The organism is Algoriphagus aquimarinus (genome assembly GCF_007997215.1).
GTDB lineage: Bacteria > Bacteroidota > Bacteroidia > Cytophagales > Cyclobacteriaceae > Algoriphagus > Algoriphagus aquimarinus_A.
On sequence record NZ_VORW01000037.1, the window covers coordinates 1 to 15,308 of the forward strand.

Consider the following 15,308-nt stretch of genomic DNA (forward strand, 5'->3'; position numbering starts at 1 on the left):
TGAAAGCCAACCAAACGGCCCTATTTCCAACCTAGTGGGCTTACATTCCAATTTCACCCAAAAATCTCCTCTGATTAAGTTCTTTTCAACCTCTCTGAGAAATTCTTACTTTAGTCGGACACTAGTGATTTTAAACTTCCAATTACTCATTTTAAATTTTCAATTTCTTTCATTTTAAATTCTCAATTCCCTCATTTTATCCTGATAGCTATTGGGACCTTCATTTTAAATTTCTAATTCCCTCATTTTAAATTCTCCCAAACCAACCAACCAACAACCACCCAACACTCTTCACCTCACCGCCTTCAACATCACACCCATACCTTGTAGCATAAGCAATATCACCGTTGCATCTTTTTCATTCTCTTGTTCTATAAACTGTCTCAGAGCCCTCGAAAGTGCACCTATCTGTTTTCCTTTAGCGATTCTTTCATAGGGAATAGGGTTGGGATTATCGGAGTAAATCCGACTTAATTTAGCTTCCACGCGTTTTTCCATGTCTTTCAGTTCACTGCAGATGGCTGCCCAGTTATACATGGAGTAAGGAGATTAGTAGGCTGTAAATATCATCTGTTTTTACTCACCTTGTTCTGATCCTATAATGATTTGTGATAGCCTGTGTCAGAGATTTAATATTGATAATAATCAGTGGGTTTTCAAATTGAAAATGCACCCTGTTTTAATTAGAATTAATTATTTTTAATTCTTACCTCAATCAAGTAATCCTATTATCTCTTTACAATGGACAAACCCATTTTAACTTTTGAAGATATTATCCGACTAAATGGCCATGACTGGGATCAGGCTTATGCAGTGCTGACTTACCACCTGGAAAAAGGCAATATTAAAAAGGAAGTGCTAAAAGATGGGACAGTTATCTACCACAATCCAACTCAAGTGCAGGGACACAATCTTATCCATGACAAAATATTTACCCCCAAGATTCAAACCAGAGTAGTAATGCGACCCCGAAGGACTCGTATAAATAAGGATGAAGGGAAGGAGTGAGGTCATGAAGCCAAATACTCCCAATTACTGTACTAGATTGGTAATGATATTTGATTGGGATTATTGATCAATTTGTCTCTATCGGACTTCTCGCAGCCATGAAATTGAGAATGACCAAAAAGCTTTTTTTGCATTACAAGGTTTTGACTAAATCATGGAATGCATCCACTACAGACAAGATGTATTTTACCGCTGGTGACCTGGAAGAGAAACCATTTAAACCTGCTCCATATCGAAATCGGTGATTTTTACTCCCCGTTTTCTCAAAAAAATACCCTGTGCAGGGTATTTTTTGAAATTTAATTACCTGTATTTTTAAGATCATCAATTGTTTTTCAAAATGGCAGTTAAAGATCTTCACGACAAACCCTTTGATCAAGGGACTCTTACTAAACTAGAGATATTTGAGAAATATACACAAGCTTGGATTCCTGTCTTTACAATTACTAAAGGTCCAGAGATTTTTATAGTAGATTTTTTCGCCGGGACTGGATATGATATTGATGGAGTTGCAGGAAGTCCTATTCGCATATTATCAAAAATTCTTGATTTTGCACCTTTATTGCTGAAGTATAAAACCACCGTTATACTTCACCTGAATGAATTTAAAAAATCAAAGCTGGAATTATTGAAAGAGGCTACTACTCAATATATCCTAGCTCATCCAATATTGAAGAAAGTCTTGAAAATTGATTTTACTTCCTTAGAATTCGAGAAATCTTTTGAAAGAGAGTATCCGCATATTGAAAGGTTACCTGCTCTGGTTTTTCTAGATCAAAATGGAGTTAAATTTCTAAATAGAACATATCTCAGTAAACTTGAGAAAACCAGAGTTACGGACTTTCTCTACTTCGTATCGACTTCCTATTTGAAGAGATTTCGTGATACTCCTGAATTCAAAGCAATGGGAATCGAAATGGATTTTATCACTAAAAATCCGTTTAGGTTTATTCATCAATCTCTTTTGGACATCTTAAGGTCTTGGTTACCTATTTCAAGTCAACTTAAGCTCTATCCCTTTACAATTAAAAAACCAAGTGGTATATATGGGCTTGTCTTTGGCGCATCTCATCCAGCGGCAGTTGTTAAATTTCTTGAGATTGCCTGGAAGCAAAATGAACTAAATGGTTCCGCCAATTTTGATATTGATGAGGATCTAAACAAAGGACAAATCGATCTCTTTGCAGGAAAGATGTTAACTAAGAAAGAGTTATTCCAAAGAAATCTTGAAGAAGGAGTCCTTTCAGGAGAAGTAAAGTCAAATGTGGAGGCATTCTTTTTCACACTTGACAGAGGTCATATTCCAATTCATGCTAAAGAGGTTTTGGATAGATTAAAGAAGGATAAGCGCGTAGATTATAGAAGTTCCAGCCCCTTGATTACTTACGATAATGTCTGTAAAAACAAACTGAAACAAGATTATCTGCTCATCAAGAAAAGATAAACCGTCACTTGGTGACAGAAATTAGTATTGAAATTTTCTTAAAACTACTTTTGAACCATGGCACAAACCTCAATTGAATGGACCGAACTAACATGGAATCCTGTAACGGGTTGTACTAAGATCTCGGCTGGATGTAAATTCTGCTATGCAGAGGTGATGACCAAGAGACTGAAGTCCATGGGAGTGGAAAAGTACAAGGATGGATTTAAAAAAGTCCGCATTCATGAAGACACTTTGGGTATCCCATATACATGGAGGAAGTCCAAAGTAGTCTTTGTCAATTCCATGTCTGATCTTTTTCATAAGGATGTGCCGGTGGAATTTATTCAGCGTGTCTTTCAGGTAATGAACGAAAATCCTCAGCATGTCTTTCAGGTATTGACTAAAAGGGCTGATCGATTGGCTGAGATCCATGAGCAACTCACATGGTCACACAATATCTGGATGGGTGTTTCTGTAGAAGACGAAAAGGTCTTAGACCGAATTGATTTCCTAAGAACTACTGGCGCCAGAGTTAAATTTTTATCTCTTGAACCTTTAATTGGCCCACTTCCAAACCTCAACCTTCAAGGTATCGACTGGGTGATCGTAGGAGGTGAGAGCGGACATAAGGCCAGGCCTATGAATCCTGATTGGGTGCTTGATATTCAGGAACAGTGCGAGAGTTCAAAAGTGGCTTTCTTCTTCAAGCAGTGGGGAGGTAAAAATAAAAAGAAAGCGGGTAGAGAGCTGAATGGGCAGACTTATGACGAAATGCCTGATAGGGAATTGCAGAGGTTTATTTAGAAGGGTTGAATTACAATTCCCTCAAGTCACCACAGTCGCCTGACTACGCTGAGAGGGGATTGAGAAGTCCGCTACAATTGATAAGTTTGAATTAAAGTGTGGCTATAAGAAGATTGAAAGTTAAGTGCTCGTTTATCTCCATTTATTATGGCTAAACATAGCTGCAATTCATTAATATGATAAAATCATTCAACGAAATAACATTCCATGAGTTCAAAACCAATTGGTTTACTCAAATAAAGCAGGAAATTCAAATGAAAGGCAAAGATTATCTTCTTCTTGTCGACGAAGATGAATTTGCTGAATATCTGCATAGCAAATATGAACTCACTCCATTAGAAGTAGACGCGTTATCTGAAGCAGTAGATCAACCTTCAAAATCCAAGGAATGGTTTGAAGATAGGATGTGGGGAGAAAGATATGAAAGGGACGTATATTCTTTCACCATTAGATATCATTTTATAGGTTCACCTGTTCTCTTCAAAGTACAATCTAACCCATGGTCAATGACCTCCTATGAGATTGAGGTTGATGAATCTTCAAAAACAGTTTCGTTTAGTTTTAAGCTTTACAAACAAGATGTAGAGGAATTTATAAGAACTAAAAATGACTGCTATGGAAGATCCTTTGCAAACTTGATCAAACTGAATCAGAATATAGAGGAAATTAATAATGGTCTATTAAATACAATCAATAGTTACATCAATCAAGAAAAGAGCAAATACATTAAGGAAAATGACTTTTTTGCTGCTATAAGTGTAAAGGTTAACAAGGATACTAAATCCTTATTTACTGCCCCAACCGTAAAAAGGAAAATAATCCCTCAACCCAAAGTACCAAAGGACAAAGAATTTTCCTCAGAACCAACCATGAGCAATATAATGTATGATGATATTCTTAAGGTCATTTATGATTCTGGAAAGAGTATGGAAAAAAAACCAGCTCTTTATATCAATAAAGATGAAGAAGGTTTAAGAGACCAGTTTTTATTCATCCTTGAGACAAGGTATGAAGGCATTACCGCTACAGGTGAAACTTTTAATCGTTCTGGCAAAACTGATATTTTATTAAAGTATGCCGCTGATGGATCGAATTTATTTGTAGCAGAATGTAAGTTCTGGCATGGTGGATCTGAATACATAAAGGCTATTAGCCAACTCTTTGATCGATACCTATCTTGGCGTGATTCGAAAGTTGCATTGGTGATGTTTGTTACAAATCAAGACTTTAGTAAAGTTCTTAAGTCTATCGAAGAAGAATCATTAAATCATCAATACGCAAAAAAAAGAGTTGGTTCGAGAGGGGAATCTTCCTTTTCATTTGAATTTCATTTGCCCCAAGATAAAGACAAATCAGTAATGGTTGAAGTAATGGCTTTTCACTATGATAAAAAATAAAAAAGCAATATACAATCAGGTTTTTGGTGAGATAGCAGAAACAATGAAGCCGTTCATGCAAAGAATTGATGAAGTTCTTAGAGATTTGGTTTGATTTTTTTTTTATGAAATAAGCCGACAATTCAAACATTCATATTGATTATACATACATTAATCTTCTATGAAGATATTATCTCTTTCTAGATTTTATGACAAAAAATGAAGAGAAATATCTTTTTAAGATGTTTCAAGAAAAGTATAAGTATATGCCAGCTGGAATAGTTGAATTTGGAGATAAGCCTGATGTAATAGTTGTGCTTGATAACGGTCAAACAATTGGTGTAGAACTGACTGAATGCATATATGATGAAAAATTGATGAGTGAAAGTGAATTTCAGATTAAGTTTAATAATAAGGTAATTGCTAAACTTGAAGGTCGTATCCCTTTTAAATTTATGCTAGATATTGATATAGATACCAACATTCCATTAAAGCAGAATCAAATTGAATCAACCATAAAAGGAATAGTACAAATTTGTATTATTGAATTCAGCAATCTTAAACAAAATGAATCCAGTAGTGTGGAACAGTTAGACGTTGATTGGAATGAAGCACCTAATCACATTTATCAACATTTTTATGATCAAGGGTATAGAAAGCTTCCAAAAGGAATTTCACGAATATCAATGAGCAGGTATGATGTGCTCACAATGTGCCACCATCCAGAATCCAAAGGTGGTGTGATCCCAAACTTTACAGAAGAACATTTAAATCATATTTTGTCAAAAAAAGAGAAGGCATTAAAAAACTATAAGAGTTGTACTGAGCAATGGTTGGTTATTGGTGAAGGGGGAGATTTCTATAGCTATATGGACAAAATTGATATTAAGAGGGGCTTCAGCACATCTTTCGATAAGGTTTTCTTATATAGACGGTGGGATTCGGAGGTAATTGAACTTAAATGATTTCCTAGGGAAGTGTTAGCTAAACGCTGTTCTTTCAATGGAATACACAAATGGAAGTGAACTGATTGATTCAGGAGTTAAATTCTTTCTTCGCTAATTGGGTTTGCTAAAATCGATTTTATACTCGAGATCAATAATTTCCATTGGATGCACGCCATAAGCCTTTGCTAATTCAATGATTGTTGTGAAACGAATATCTACTCCATTTTCATACTTTTTGATATCTGCGTGGTCTAAGCTGCACCTCTGAGCCAGTTGTCTGTAGCTCAGTCCGCTAGTATCTTTTAACTCCTTCAATTTTTCTGCGAGTTGGTTGATTAATTTCTCCTTTTCCTCCAATTCCATTGAAAATTTAATTTGTGGAATTGAAAATCATTGAAATTTATGTAAAAAGTGTTGGTGAAATAACCAACATGTGTAACGTTTCACTATATTAGCCTAGGATTTCAAAAGTTGAAACCTAATATTTGTGGAATATCTGATTCCATAGTATTCGCACTTGAGTCTCGAAACTGAAAACGGCCAATTTTCAAAAATAGAAATGAGACAAAGGTGAGAATGCTCACGCCATTGGCGTGGGCTACTCGCTTGCTCATTTCTAAGGTGCTTGGCCGTACCTCAGTTTCTGCAAGAAGGAGAGTCCACTCCAATGGCTTTTTTTCTTGGGGACTATCGTTATAACCCAAGTATCATGGAACAGATGGTGATTTTTTCTAGACTAAAAAGCTTCCCGGGATCAGTATTCTGGAAGAAGGATCTGTCTGCGCTTTTTTACGTTGGGTCATATTGCTTTACTTATTACATCCTTCCAGTGGAACTCGGCATGGCCGCGGTAGATCGCCTGTATCCTCTGAAGCCTAAGAATCCGATTTAAGGGATTCACTTTTCAGACCGTGAAAGGGGAGGTGCACATCCCTGAGCAGATCGGTTACTACACACTCACGTCAGTAAGCTCACAGTAGCTGGTAGCGCTGACACATTACATCTTATTATTCATTATTGCTGGACTATCGGAAATCGATGGGGTAGGAGACTAGTGTCTTGTTTGTATAATGAGTTGAGCGCTGTAGCGAGACTTCATCATTCGGAATTCATCATTCTTCATTCATTATTAAAATGAAGAATTTATAGATATCGATGAGATTTCTTCGTCGTACCTCCTCCCGCTACGGTTGGCAGGAGCAATGACGAAAACCAACAACCGACATCGGTCATCGATTGTAGCGTAAAGGGGCTTCGACTTCGCTCAGCCTGACACACTTCCGTCTTCCGTCTTCGGTCTTCCAACATCGGTCATCGGACACCTAGCATTAAACACATTTAAAGCATGAAAAAAACACTACTCATCTGCTTACTGGGATACCTATGCGTACCCATAAGCACACTCACAGCACAAGTTGTGGAGTCACCCCCAGGCAAAGATTTGGTTTATCAGCCTGGCATCCCAGGGCAGGAGGGCGAAAGCTCTTCTGCTCCTAAGGCTGCTGTCATTTGGGGCATGGTCTCCGAATACTCAAAGAGGGATAAAGTTTTCCTGGAAATCTATCAAAACTATTACTTCAATTCGCCAAATGCCCCTGAGTCAAGTTTCGTTACTATGCCTTTGTCTCCGGGTAAATTGATGGAGGGAGCATATCCAAAGGATAAAACATTTCAGTATAATCTACTAGATATGAAAGGCAATTATTGGCTTTCTCTGAAACTTGAAGATTCAGGGTATATACTTGACCGAATGCTAGTCCAGCCCGGGGATTCAGTTCAGGTATATATTGATTTGGAGATGGCACGTGTGCTTTTTGCAGGTCCACAGGCTGATAAATTCAGGTTTCAATATGAACTCCAGCTACTGGAAAGGGAATATTTTTTATCCAGAGAACGTGTTATGGTCACAGATCAGGTAGAATCAATCCTGACCGATCCGGTGCATGGAAAAGACTATCAGGAGGTATTGCTAGGGGCAGGTCCTAGGATGACATTTATTACACGCGGTAAAGAAGAGTTGGACAGAATAGAAAATTTTGATCCCTACGCTCCCGGGGGATTGCTTGATATAAAAACTGATTTCATTGACAGCTGGCAGGATAGACTGGATAGTGATTTCCTTTCTTTTTTCAAGAAGGAAGGGGACTTGGATGTATGGAGAAAACACCTGGCCAAAATCAACAGTGCACTGATGTTTGCAGAAATCCGTAAGGATAGTTCCATGGTTTCAAGGCTGGTAGAGCTGGGAAAGAAGCATCTGAAAATGGCAGAGCAGGAAGTGGAATCCGAATACTACCCTTTCTCTGCAGAACTAATGGACTATCAGGAACTGAAGACAAGGCTAAGTACCCGATTGTATGCTATGTCTGATCTGGAAATTATCCATTCCATTTTACCGGATTGGTTGAGGGAAAAAGCGCTCGTTAGGAAATTCTATGAAGGATACGAATCCATCATTGGGGTGGACAAAGCCTTACAGGATGCTCTTGTGACCATCAAGGATAGTAAGTCTCAAGAGCTACTCTCCGCCTTGGCACATCTTAAAAGTACCGGGTCACCGGTTAAGGGATTCGCATTTCTATCTCCCCAAGGCGATACGGTCTCGCTGAGTGAGCTCGATGCTGATCTCTTTCTGGTAGAGTTCTGGATCACCGGATGCAAGGCCTGCGTAGCCTTCAAAGAAAATGCGCTCACTCAAATCCAGGATAAGTATGAGCAAGACCTCCGACTGAAGGTAGTGACTGTTTCGGCGGATTTTAGCCGGGAAATTTGGGAAAGAAGTTTAGCCTCAGGAAAGTATACCCTGCCTGAATTTATCAATCTCTATACAGGTGAGAAAAACAGAAACCATGAATTTCTAAGGCAATACGGCATCAATTCCTTTCCAAACAGGATCATTCTTGACGGAGAGGGAAAGATACTGATGGTTTCCAACGTACCCTTCACCGGAGATGAACTGATACCCATACTCCAGGGATACCTGGATAATATCTCCCTTACCGATTCTGATCCCGCTATCCACTCTACTAAACAAACCAAAGAATGAAAAAAATACTATTCCTATACTTTTTCCTTCTCATGACAGGAGGATACAGCCACGCACAGAAGATGTTTTCAGTGAATGGCACAATAATGATAGACGGGGAAGGCATACCGTTGGCGGGGGCTACAGTGAAGGTAAAGGACTCTGATCACTTAGTTATCTCTAAAGAGGACGGTAGTTTCAATCTGGCGTTGCCAGCAGGTAACTATGAACTCCAGTTTAGTTTTATAGGGTTTACGCCAGCTGAACTTTCCCTAATTGTGCCTATAGATAAGGCCCTTGTGATATTTCTTGCACCGGACGCGTTGTTCCTTGATGAAGTAGAGGTTCTTTCCACTGGCTATCAGGAATTGCCCACAGAGCGGGCCACGGGTTCCTTTGCCCACATTAATGAGGAACTTATAAATAGAAGTGTCAGTCCTGATATTATTTCCCGGTTGGAAAATGTAACCTCCGGACTAGTGTTCAATACCAAGGGTGGGCAGGCAGATAAGATAAGCATAAGGGGTAGAAGTACCCTGTATGCCAATACTCAGCCCTTGGTGATAGTGGACAATTTCCCTTACGATGGGCCATTGGAAAATATAAATCCCAATGATATAGAATCAGTGACCGTACTGAAAGATGCGGCAGCCGCGTCTATTTGGGGAGCCAGGGCAGGGAATGGAGTTATTGTACTTACTACCAAAAAAGGGAAGTATGGAGAGCCACTTCAGGTGTCATTCAATACCAACCTTACTATCCGCCAAAAACCGGATGTGTTTTATCAGCAAAGGATGAGTTCGGCCGACTTTATTGAGGTGGAGCGATTACTCTTTGGTAGGAAATATTATAATTCAGCTATTTCATCGGCCAACAAATCCCCAATTACTCCCGCAGTCGAAATCCTGTATGCCATGGATCAAGGTACTATTAGTCAGGAGGAAGGAGAGAGACAATTGGAAGGATTGTCAGCTCATGATATCAGAGCCGATTATAATCAGTATTACTATAGACCTGCGGTTTTTCAGCAATATGCACTCCAGCTAGCAGGAAGTACCAAAAATCAAATCTTTGGCCTTTCAATGGGTTACGACAACAGCACACTTGATTTGAGTGGAAATACTGAGAGCAGAGTCACGACGCGTGCAAATCATGAGGTGAAATTGCTCGGTGATCGGATCAAGTTTACCAACCTGATTAACTTAGTCCAGAACAGGAGTCAAAAACCCAATGAAGGTCCAGGATCGGTAGTTTTTACCGGACTTACCGATACCTATCCTTATGCTCGCTTGGCAGATGAGAATGGTCTTCCACTTTCCATGGTGAGGGATTACAGGGCTTCTTATGCCCAAAAGGCTGAATCACTGGGCTTGCTAAACTGGGAATATTATCCTTTAAATGAACTAGGCCTATCTCCTGAGAGTACTACTGCGCAGGAAATCAGATGGACCTCCGCAATAAGTGGAGAAATAGCTCAAGGCCTTACAGCTGAGCTTTCCTATCAATACTGGACAAGGTCTGCCTATCAGGACCAACTGTTCTCAAGGGACAGCTACTTTACACGTAATATCATTAATTCATTCACTCAGCGGCTAGTGGATGGGAGTTTATCTTATGCTATACCTATGGGTGATGTATTGGATGAAACCACTACTCGTGCTGAGAGTCAGCAGTTCAGGTCAATGATCCGATATTCATCAGTGTGGGGCCTTCATGGATTGAATTTGCTGGCTGGTTTTGAAGCAAAGCAAATGCAGACGAACTCATCCTCACACAGGTATTATGGGTACAACCCTGACCTGGCAGCATCGGGATTGGTGGATTACCAAAACCGCTATCCCTATTTCTACAATTCTGGAAGGTCGAGTACTATTCCCTCTGGTGATGGGCTGTCTGATTTGAGTGACAGATTTCTGTCCTATTACTTCAATGCTGGCTATTCTTACAACAAAACAGTAGACTTTACTGCGAGCTTGAGACGTGACCAGTCCAATCTTTTCGGTGTGAAATCCAACCAGCGCGGTGTCCCCTTGGGATCAGTTGGGCTGGGATGGACTATAAGTCAGATGTCTTTCTATAAATGGGATGAACTACCTTATGTCAAATTAAGGACATCGTTTGGTTATAACGGTAATATTGATAGGACGCTCACAGGAGAAACGACCGCCATATTTCTTACTTCCTCAGGATCATCAACGAATCCGGGTATGCCATATTCCCGAATCTTGAATCCTCCCTATCCTGAATTGAGATGGGAGAGGATTCGCATCATCAATACAGGGCTGGACGTGGAGAGTAAATCCGGTAGGATAGGGGCTACTTTGGAATTTTATTGGAAAGAAGGCCTTGACCTGATTTCTGATACTCCGTTGCCCACCTCCAGTGGACTGGATAAGTTTCGTGGTAATGCCGCAAACACCAAAAGCCATGGAATGGATTTGACTTTGAATACAGTAAACCTCCAAGGAGCCATGGGTTGGAATACCCAATGGTTGTTCAGTACAAACAGGGAGGTAGTCAGCAAATACCTTTTGAAGTCATCGCCCGCCAATATCCTTACTGATGGAAGTGGAGGAAGCGGTCTCGTTTCTCCAGTTGAGGGTTTTCCTCTGTTTGCGATCTTCAGTTATAAATGGGCAGGATTAGACCCGGCGACGGGTAATCCCCTTGGATATTTGGATAATAGCCCATCTGATGATTTTTTATCCATCATCAGAAGAACTACCCAGGAGGATCTTATCTATCATGGTTCCGCAAAGCCAACGGTGTTTGGATCCATAAGAAATACATTCCAATACCTTGGATTCAGCCTTTCGCTCAATATTTCCTACAAACTGGGATATTATTATCGCCGGGAGTCCGTGCGGTACAGCCCTCTTCTTACCGGAACTCCAGGACATGCTGATTATGCTAAAAGGTGGCAAAATCCAGGAGATGAAATGCTTACTGAAATACCTTCTCTACCTGCCGCCAGAAATAGTAACAGGGATAACCTTTACATCTATTCAGAAGCTTTGGTTGAGAAAGGCGATCACATCCGCTTACAGGATATCAATCTTGCTTATCGTTTTCCTCTGAAGGGAAAGCGTGCTTCAAACTTGGAAATATACAGCTACCTGAATAATCTGGGGATGATCTGGAAAGCCGCTGACGATCCTTTGGATCCGGATTTTAGAACGATGAGACCACTGAGGTCAATCGCATTTGGTATCCGGGGCACCTTTTGACCTTGTCCCCGGGCACTTTCTTCCTAGTAGGTTTAGAGATTTCTTCCACGCCCTGGGGACATATTTTATTCTTTTAAAAATCATTACATGCTTTAATGTGGAAGCAGAACTATTCCGATAAGCAACCCCATTAAATATAATGCTAAACATTTATCCAAAAATTGATCAATATGAAAACATATATAAAAATTACATTATTGACATCTTTAGTCATGATGTCTTTTGCCTGTGAAGGGTTCTTGGACGAGAGACCAAATAAGAAAATCCTAATTCCCACTACAATAGACGACATCCGGGCCATGCTCGACAATAGTTCCGAAATGAATATAGTTCCTGCTTTTGGGCAGTTGGGTTCAGATGACCTGGTTATTTCCGATGCAGGATGGGCTAGTCTTTCTACTACATCAGAACAAAATGCCTACATATTTGCTGAAGAGATATTTCAAGGTTCGGCGTCAGCGGATTGGGAATATATGTACAGACAGATTTTTGTTGCTAACGTGGCGCTTGAGCAACTGCAAGAGTTTATGCCTTCCACGGCTAAAAAGGAACTAAACGGTGAAGCCCTTTTTCACAGAGCCCATGCGCACTTTATGCTTGCACAATTATTCGCCACACCCTACCTAGCCAATACAGTATCTACTGATTTAGCCATTCCTTTGCGACTTAATTCCAATGTTCAGGAAACCACGCCAAGGAGTACCATGATGCCCTTTTATAGCCAGGTACTTATGGATTTAAAAGAGGCTTTTGAAGGCCTTCCAGAGTATAGTGCTATTAAAACGCGTCCATCGAAAGTGGCGGCAAAGGCATTGGAGTCAAGGGTATACCTCACGATGGGTGAATTTGAAAAAGCAGAGTTAGCTGCGGACTATGCTTTGGCTAGTTCATATTATGAGCTGCTGGATTATAATTTGCTCGATCCTGAGTCTGCCTATCCATTTGCTACTTATAATTCAGAAGTGATTTTCCATACTTCCTTAATATCACATAGTTTTTTGGATGATTGGAATTCAGAGGTCTGGATAAACCCAGAACTAGAAGCTCTTTATTCAGATGATGATCTGAGGAGTGTCCTGTATAGTATTCAAAGATCCAACGGAGCAATTTCTTTTAAGGGGCAGTATACGGGTGATTATTCTAGATTTGGTGGCTTGGCACTTGATGAGGTTTATTTTATCAAGGCTGAATGTCTTGCTAGAAGAGGCCAGCTGGAAGAAGCAGTAAATTTTATGGATTTAATTCTAACTACCCGATTTAAATATGGAACATATGTAGGTTATGAAAATAGGATGCCTGTGGATCTACTTGCAGAAATATTGCAGGAAAAAAGGAAGAGTTTATTATTCAGAGGTATAAACTGGATTGATTTGAGGCGATTGAATTTTGGGGATTCATATGGCCGGGTTATAAATAGAACTGTTGACGGCCAAAAATATACACTTAGCCCTAAGAGCAATAAATTTAATTATCCTATTCCTGATAGTGAGATAAATCTCAATCCAGTACCAAACAATGATAGAAGGTAATGGAAAGGGAGGATTGCTCCTCCCCACTATACTAAGGTTTCCAGGCAAATGTGCCATTTCTGATAACATTTCCATCTGGTGCATCATATAAACAAGCTCCAGTAGAAGAGCATGTATAGTGTGTTCCCAGTGTAAGATCAGTCACATTGATGTATTCATCAGGATCATCAGGATCAATGGCATATTCATTCATTGGTGCTGGATTTGCAAAATTCATGGACATGGCCATTGTTGCTCCTAGGACCAATCCTAGCACCGGGAGCATTTTAGTTATTGATTTCATAATCGTAGACCCTTTTTTAACAATCAAAAAGGGACAAAACGTTTGGAGTCTTAATTAGAAGGGATGAACCTTCCAATCAAGGCATGGTTAAAAGGCCTACTCTGATAAGGGTTTTCGGCATCTCCCTTCCAGAGGCTCATTGGGTCTAGCCAGTCTCTTACCCCAGGCTATCAAGAGAAATGAGTCTCTTTTATTTTCGTCATTTTATTAAGCACGCACACTGAGCTTTTCGAAGTGTCGAGGGATAAATTCCCGTTGCTATTTTTTGCAGTCCTATTGCGAACCTGGGACTGTGGGGCGGTGTGTCAGCCACCGCCCTTTTTTTAATCGTTGAGGTGTCACCCTGAGTGTCCCGCTATTGGGGTCGAAGGGTCATAGAAGGTTTTATTTATCAGGTACTTGTGTGTAATCTATTGATTAGTTATATTAGAATAAGAAACTAGTTGCTTTCACCCAATTGACCGCAGAAGTTAGGATAGAGCCTCCTTCTTTTGATTCATTTTTTACAGTCCCAGCTTTAGATAATTTGGACTGTGGGCGTCGGATCCACCTCCGACGCCTTTCTTTGAAGGTAGATTAATCATTGCTGTTCCACTTTTATCTTTCCAAACTCTTTAAACCTCCTCGGGACAAGCCTTAGTATTATCACTTTTCTTCATGTCCAAGGGAAATGGCCTTTGATCTTTTTTTCACCGGGTTAAAAGCCAGCGCTATAAATCTGTCACTCCGCCCAAATGAATCCATACGGACGGGCCTCTGGGGTTTTCCTTTTTTAGCTTTCTGCATTTCGACTTCCAGCTATTTTCAATTCCCGACTTCGACTCCTGTCACACTGAGCACTTGAGAGACGAGAGTCTCGAAATCGAAGTGTCAGTCTGACACCACGTACCTTTCCTACCTTCCACTCAACACCATTCTCCCCTCCGCGAACTATCGGGAAGGGGTCGGGGGTAACAAAGACCATTTCCCATTAGGAATTCGTTTCCATCCTCGGCACAAACCTACGTCTTCCAAAAGTGATCCTGCGCCGAGGGCAACGGCCTATTTTCTCTATTAACCATGGGTTTCACCCATGGCTATTAATGGTTTCACCCCTTCAGGGTGATTCTCACACCTCTCTACTTTCATATATTTTTAATTTCTAATTCCTTCATTTTAAATTCTTCGCTCCAGCACCCAACTCCATTCTCCCCTTTAGGGGTCGGGGGTCACTGCTAAACCCAACTCCATTCTCCCCTTTAGGGGTCGGGGGTCAATCTTTCAATCGAATACCGGCAACCCCCATCCCAATACCCATCACATTCAATACAAAATGCTCCGCCCAACCCAGACTCTCCAGTATCCCTGCACAATTACATGGAACCCTAGGAAAAGCTCCCACCCAGATCAGTCCCACATAAGTTGTAAATACCGTCAGCAACAAAATGCTTCCTAAGTATCCCCACCATCTAGTGACTGCAAAGAGCAGGAGCAGGGCAATCAGCAACTCGGAAATTGGAACAGCATATGCCAGCACCTCCGCCAACTCTTCCGGAAAAGTCTGATTATGGAAAGCATTTCTGCTCTCTGTAAATCGAATCAGTTTATCCAGTCCCGTATAGGTCCAGAGGAGTATTAGTACGGTACTGAAGATTCTGTTCATATTCATATCATCTTAGTTAGCACTGACAAGCTCCCTCTCCT

General features: G+C 40.4%; 13 protein-coding genes. 9 read left to right on the forward strand and 4 right to left on the reverse strand.

The features are described 5' to 3' along the window. Positions 1-291: 291 nt before the first annotated feature. The gene (locus ESV85_RS21870) at positions 292-537 is read right to left on the reverse strand and encodes a hypothetical protein (protein WP_146921443.1); all 246 of its coding nucleotides are present in this window, start codon (positions 535-537) and stop codon (positions 292-294) included. A 204-nt stretch (positions 538-741) separates the two neighbouring features. Between ESV85_RS21870 and ESV85_RS21875 the strand changes: the two genes are divergently transcribed. The 5 genes from ESV85_RS21875 (at position 742) to ESV85_RS21895 (ending at position 5,579) form a co-directional block, all read left to right on the forward strand. Continuing rightward, positions 742-1,008 (forward strand): hypothetical protein, encoded by a 267-nt coding sequence (locus tag ESV85_RS21875; RefSeq protein WP_146921445.1) that lies wholly within the window; start codon positions 742-744, stop codon positions 1,006-1,008. Between the two features lie 340 nt (positions 1,009-1,348). Next, the gene (tcmP, locus tag ESV85_RS21880) at positions 1,349-2,452 is read left to right on the forward strand and encodes a three-Cys-motif partner protein TcmP (RefSeq protein ID WP_146921447.1); all 1,104 of its coding nucleotides are present in this window, start codon (positions 1,349-1,351) and stop codon (positions 2,450-2,452) included. 57 nt (positions 2,453-2,509) lie between these two features. Further along, on the forward strand, positions 2,510-3,238 hold the full coding sequence (locus ESV85_RS21885) for a DUF5131 family protein (RefSeq protein WP_146921449.1): 729 nt from the start codon (positions 2,510-2,512) through the stop codon (positions 3,236-3,238). A gap of 176 nt (positions 3,239-3,414) precedes the next feature. Further along, entirely contained in the window at positions 3,415-4,635 is a 1,221-nt protein-coding gene (locus tag ESV85_RS21890; protein ID WP_146921451.1) for a hypothetical protein, read from the forward strand. 188 nt (positions 4,636-4,823) lie between these two features. Then, the gene (locus tag ESV85_RS21895; protein WP_146921452.1) at positions 4,824-5,579 is read left to right on the forward strand and encodes a hypothetical protein; all 756 of its coding nucleotides are present in this window, start codon (positions 4,824-4,826) and stop codon (positions 5,577-5,579) included. Between the two features lie 93 nt (positions 5,580-5,672). Here the strand turns inward: ESV85_RS21895 and ESV85_RS21900 are convergent, their stop codons facing one another. Continuing rightward, on the reverse strand, positions 5,673-5,924 hold the full coding sequence (locus tag ESV85_RS21900) for a helix-turn-helix domain-containing protein (RefSeq protein ID WP_146921454.1): 252 nt from the start codon (positions 5,922-5,924) through the stop codon (positions 5,673-5,675). A 262-nt stretch (positions 5,925-6,186) separates the two neighbouring features. On the opposite strand from ESV85_RS21900, the gene ESV85_RS21905 reads away from it, so the two are divergent. From ESV85_RS21905 to ESV85_RS21920, 4 genes are all read left to right on the forward strand, one after another. Beyond that, entirely contained in the window at positions 6,187-6,453 is a 267-nt protein-coding gene (locus ESV85_RS21905) for a hypothetical protein (RefSeq protein WP_146921456.1), read from the forward strand. A 453-nt stretch (positions 6,454-6,906) separates the two neighbouring features. Further along, positions 6,907-8,607, forward strand: coding sequence for a TlpA family protein disulfide reductase (locus ESV85_RS21910; protein ID WP_146921458.1), 1,701 nt, complete (start codon positions 6,907-6,909; stop codon positions 8,605-8,607). Continuing rightward, the gene (locus tag ESV85_RS21915; protein WP_146921460.1) at positions 8,604-11,813 is read left to right on the forward strand and encodes a SusC/RagA family TonB-linked outer membrane protein; all 3,210 of its coding nucleotides are present in this window, start codon (positions 8,604-8,606) and stop codon (positions 11,811-11,813) included. The genes ESV85_RS21910 and ESV85_RS21915 overlap by 4 nt, the downstream gene beginning before the upstream one ends. 170 nt (positions 11,814-11,983) lie before the next feature. Beyond that, positions 11,984-13,342: a RagB/SusD family nutrient uptake outer membrane protein gene (locus ESV85_RS21920; RefSeq protein ID WP_146921462.1), complete on the forward strand. Its 1,359-nt coding sequence runs from the start codon at positions 11,984-11,986 to the stop codon at positions 13,340-13,342. 31 nt (positions 13,343-13,373) lie between these two features. Here the strand turns inward: ESV85_RS21920 and ESV85_RS21925 are convergent, their stop codons facing one another. Continuing rightward, positions 13,374-13,625: a hypothetical protein gene (locus ESV85_RS21925; protein ID WP_146921463.1), complete on the reverse strand. Its 252-nt coding sequence runs from the start codon at positions 13,623-13,625 to the stop codon at positions 13,374-13,376. 1,252 nt (positions 13,626-14,877) lie between these two features. Continuing rightward, entirely contained in the window at positions 14,878-15,273 is a 396-nt protein-coding gene (locus tag ESV85_RS21930; protein WP_146921465.1) for a MauE/DoxX family redox-associated membrane protein, read from the reverse strand. Positions 15,274-15,308 lie beyond the last annotated feature (35 nt).

Excerpts from the sequence above, each read along its gene's own strand:
- ESV85_RS21895 (WP_146921452.1), top strand. The coding sequence starts at position 4,824 with ATGACAAAAAATGAAGAGAAATATCTTTTTAAGATGTTTCAAGAAAAG.
- ESV85_RS21885 (WP_146921449.1), top strand. The coding sequence starts at position 2,510 with ATGGCACAAACCTCAATTGAATGGACCGAACTAACATGGAATCCTGTA.
- ESV85_RS21915 (WP_146921460.1), top strand. The coding sequence starts at position 8,604 with ATGAAAAAAATACTATTCCTATACTTTTTCCTTCTCATGACAGGAGGA.
- ESV85_RS21875 (WP_146921445.1), top strand. The coding sequence starts at position 742 with ATGGACAAACCCATTTTAACTTTTGAAGATATTATCCGACTAAATGGC.
- ESV85_RS21870 (WP_146921443.1), bottom strand. The coding sequence starts at position 537 with ATGTATAACTGGGCAGCCATCTGCAGTGAACTGAAAGACATGGAAAAA.
- tcmP (WP_146921447.1), top strand. The coding sequence starts at position 1,349 with ATGGCAGTTAAAGATCTTCACGACAAACCCTTTGATCAAGGGACTCTT.
- ESV85_RS21890 (WP_146921451.1), top strand. The coding sequence starts at position 3,415 with ATGATAAAATCATTCAACGAAATAACATTCCATGAGTTCAAAACCAAT.
- ESV85_RS21925 (WP_146921463.1), bottom strand. The coding sequence starts at position 13,625 with ATGAAATCAATAACTAAAATGCTCCCGGTGCTAGGATTGGTCCTAGGA.
- ESV85_RS21930 (WP_146921465.1), bottom strand. The coding sequence starts at position 15,273 with ATGAATATGAACAGAATCTTCAGTACCGTACTAATACTCCTCTGGACC.
- ESV85_RS21910 (WP_146921458.1), top strand. The coding sequence starts at position 6,907 with ATGAAAAAAACACTACTCATCTGCTTACTGGGATACCTATGCGTACCC.
- ESV85_RS21900 (WP_146921454.1), bottom strand. The coding sequence starts at position 5,924 with ATGGAATTGGAGGAAAAGGAGAAATTAATCAACCAACTCGCAGAAAAA.
- ESV85_RS21920 (WP_146921462.1), top strand. The coding sequence starts at position 11,984 with ATGAAAACATATATAAAAATTACATTATTGACATCTTTAGTCATGATG.